Annotated in this window: 3 protein-coding genes and 2 pseudogenes; 4 read left to right on the forward strand and 1 reads right to left on the reverse strand. The window is 69.0% G+C overall.

The window, feature by feature from the left end; translation table 11 throughout:
* Window positions 1-37 precede the first annotated feature (37 nt).
* From AB0M52_RS32320 to AB0M52_RS32335, 4 genes and pseudogenes are all read left to right on the forward strand, one after another.
* Window positions 38-988 (forward strand): sugar ABC transporter permease, encoded by a 951-nt coding sequence (locus AB0M52_RS32320; RefSeq protein ID WP_363961546.1) that lies wholly within the window; start codon window positions 38-40, stop codon window positions 986-988.
* A complete protein-coding gene (locus AB0M52_RS32325; RefSeq protein ID WP_363961542.1) occupies window positions 985-1,818 on the forward strand; it encodes a carbohydrate ABC transporter permease in 834 nt (277 codons plus the stop codon). Before AB0M52_RS32320 ends, AB0M52_RS32325 begins: the two co-directional genes overlap by 4 nt.
* On the forward strand, window positions 1,815-3,188 hold the full coding sequence (locus tag AB0M52_RS32330; protein WP_363961544.1) for a GH1 family beta-glucosidase: 1,374 nt from the start codon (window positions 1,815-1,817) through the stop codon (window positions 3,186-3,188). The genes AB0M52_RS32325 and AB0M52_RS32330 overlap by 4 nt, the downstream gene beginning before the upstream one ends.
* A gap of 19 nt (window positions 3,189-3,207) precedes the next feature.
* Window positions 3,208-3,420: pseudogene (locus AB0M52_RS32335) on the forward strand (LacI family DNA-binding transcriptional regulator); the annotation flags it as partial.
* Between the two features lie 39 nt (window positions 3,421-3,459).
* Here the strand turns inward: AB0M52_RS32335 and AB0M52_RS32340 are convergent.
* Window positions 3,460-3,504, reverse strand: a pseudogene (locus AB0M52_RS32340) (hypothetical protein); the annotation flags it as partial.
* Window positions 3,505-3,513 lie beyond the last annotated feature (9 nt).

Below are 3,513 nucleotides of genomic sequence, written 5' to 3' on the forward strand. Positions count from 1 at the left end.
GCGACCGCCGGCCACACCGGGACCGCGCGACACCCGCCTGCGGCGGGCCGGCCGGCTGAGCCGGATCGACGCGAAGTACTCGCCCTACCTCTACATCGCCCCGTTCTTCCTGGTCTTCGCGGTCTTCGGGGCGTGGCCGCTGGCGTACACCCTCTGGGTCTCGCTGCACGACTGGGACCTGCTCGGCAGCAACCCCACCTTCATCGGTGCGGACAACTACACCCGGCTGCTGGCCGACAGCGACTTCTGGCACTCGGTAGTCAACACCCTGGGCATCTTCGTCATCAGCACGGTGCCGCAGCTGCTCCTGGCGCTCTGGCTGGCCAACATGCTCAACCGGCACCTGCGGTTCCGTACCGGCTGGCGGATGGCGGTGCTGGTCCCCAACGTCACCTCCACCGCAGCCGTGGCGATCGTGTTCGGGGTGCTGTTCGGCCGCGAGTTCGGCATGATCAACTGGCTGCTCGACCTGGTCGGTGTCGACCCGATCGGGTGGAAGTCCAACCGGTTCGCCTCCTGGGTGGCCATCTCGGCCATGGTCGACTGGCGGTGGACCGGCTACAACGCGCTGATCTTCCTGGCCGCCATGCAGGCCATCCCCCGCGACCTGTACGAGGCGGCGGCGATCGACGGCGCGAACCGGGCCCGGCAGTTCTGGACCATCACCGTGCCGCTGCTCAAGCCGACGATCATCTTCTGCGTCATCATCTCCACCATCGGCGGGCTCCAGCTGTTCACCGAGCCCCGACTGTTCCACTCCGGCACCAACCCGATCCGGGGCGGAACACTGCGCGAGTCGCAGACGGTGACCATGTACATGTTCGAGAACGCCTTCGCGCCCTACTACAACTTCGGCTACGGCTCGGCGGTGGCGTGGCTGCTCTTCGCCCTCATCGCCATCGTGGCGGCGATCAACGTACTGATCATCCGCCGGCTCGGCGCCGGCGCCAAGCCGGACACCGGCAGGCGGAAGGGAGGCTCCCGATGAGCCGGCTGTGGCGGGCCAGCCCGCTGACATACGGCGCGCTGATCGCCGCCGCGGTCCTGTCGGTCTTCCCGATCTACTGGATGTTCGTGGTGGCCAGCCGCTCCAGCGACGCGATGGGGCAGCTGCCGCCGCCGGTCACCCCCGGGGGCAACCTGGGCGCCAACATCTCCCGGTTGTTCGCCAACACCGACGCGTACTTCCTGACCGGCCTGATCAACTCGGCGATCGTGGCGACCACGGTCACCGTCTCGGTGGTGTTCTTCTCCAGCCTGGCCGGGTTCGCCTTCGCCAAGCTGCGGTTCCGGGGCAGCAACGCATTGCTGATGGTCATCATCGCGACGATGATGGTGCCCACCCAACTCGGCATCATCCCGTTGTACATGCTGATGACGAAGCTGAACCTGAACGACCGGCTGCCTGCGGTGATCATGCCCGCGCTGGTCACCGGATTCGGGGTGTTCATGATGCGGCAGTACGCCGGCCAGGCGGTCAGCAACGAGCTGATCGAGGCGGCCCGGGTGGACGGCTGCGGCACCGCGCGGATCTACTGGAACGTGGTGCTGCCCGCGTTGCGCCCGGCCGCCGCCGTGCTCGGCCTGCTCACCTTCATGACCACCTGGAACGACTTCCTGTGGCCGTACGCGGTGCTGAACGACCCGGAGAATCCCACCGTGCAGCTGTCCTTGCGGGCCCTGTCCGACGGCTACTACCAGGACATGTCCCAGGTGTTCACGGGTACAGCCATCGCCACGCTGCCACTGCTGCTGGTGTTCGTCCTGTTCGGCCGCCAGATCATCGGCGGGATCATGGAAGGTGCGGTCAAGGCGTGACTGAGCTTCGATTTCCTGACAACTTTCTCTGGGGTGCGGCCACCGCGGCGTACCAGATCGAGGGCGCGGCCCGCGACGACGGGCGCGGCGAATCGATCTGGGACACCTTCAGCCGCACCCCCGGCAAGGTCCACGCCGGGCACACCGGCGACGTCGCCTGCGACCACTACCACCGGTACGCCGACGACGTCGCGCTGATGGCCGAGCTGGGCCTCCAGGCGTACCGCTTCTCGGTGTCCTGGCCCCGGATCCAGCCGGACGGCACCGGCCCGGTCAACCCGCGCGGCCTGGACTTCTACGACCGGCTGACCGACGCGCTGCTGGGCCGGGGGATCGACCCGATCATCACCCTCTACCACTGGGACCTGCCGCAGACCTTGCAGGACCGGGGCGGCTGGACCGCCCGGGACACCGCCGAGCACTTCGCCACCTACGCCTCCGCCGTGTACGCCCGGCTCGGCGACCGGATCGGCACCTGGACGACGCTCAACGAGCCGTGGTGCTCGGCGTACCTCGGCTACGGCAACGGGGTGCACGCTCCCGGGGTGCAGGATCCGGGCGCGGCCTTCACGGCCGTACACCATCTGCTGCTCGCGCACGGCCTGGCCGCCCAGGCGCTGCGCGCGGGCGGCGCCGGCCGGGTCGGCATCACCCTCAACCCGGCCGACGTACGCCCCGCCGACGCGAACAGCGCGGCCGACGCCGCCGCGGTACGCCTGGTCGACGGCCTGCACAACCGGATCTTCCTCGATCCACTGTTGGTCGGCGGCTACCCGGACGACGTTCGCGAGCACATCGCCCGGATCGTCGAGCCGACGTTCGTCCAGGACGGCGATGAGAAGATCATCGCTGCGCCGATCGACCTGCTCGGGGTCAACTTCTACGCACCGACCTACGTCGCCGGGCGGCCGGACGGCGCTGGTGGCGGTGGGGCGTACCCGGGGACCGAGGGAGCGGTGGAGTTCCTGCCGCCGGTCGGGCCGCTGACCGACATGGGCTGGATGATCGAGCCGGCCGGGCTGACCCGACTGCTGGAGCGCATCGCCACCGACTATCCGGCCGTGCCGCTGCTGATCACCGAGAACGGTGCGGCCTTCCCGGACAAGACCGCCGCCGACGTGACCAGCCCGCTGCCGGACGCCGACCGGATCGCCTACCTCGACGGTCACCTGCGCGCCGCGCACGAGGCCATCGCCCGGGGCGTCGACCTGCGCGGCTATCTCGTATGGTCATTGCTGGACAACTTCGAGTGGGCCGAGGGGTATCGCAAGCGGTTCGGCATCGTGCACGTCGACTACCTCACCCAGCGGCGTACACCGAAATCCAGCGCCCGGTGGTACCAGGAGGTGATCTCCCGGAACGGGCTTTGACGGCGAGGTGGTATCTCCGATGACGGGCGCGCAGCGGCCCACTCTGGAAGCGGTGGCACGACGGGCCGGGGTGTCCCGGGCCACCGTCTCCCGGGTGGTCAACGGCTCGACCACGGTCGCCGAGCCGATCCGGGAGGCGGTCCGCCAGGCGGTGGCCGAACTGGGGTACGTGCCGAACCTGGCCGCACGTACCCTCGTCACCCAGCGGACCGACTCGATCGCGCTGGTCATGCACCTCGTCACCGTTGCTCAACGTCGCCGCCTCGACCCGCTCCCGGTTCACGTACGTGCCGTTCAAACTGCCCACGTCCCGCACCGTGAACGT

This window comes from Micromonospora sp. NPDC051296, from assembly GCF_040682255.1.
Taxonomy (GTDB): Bacteria; Actinomycetota; Actinomycetes; order Mycobacteriales; family Micromonosporaceae; genus Micromonospora; species Micromonospora craterilacus.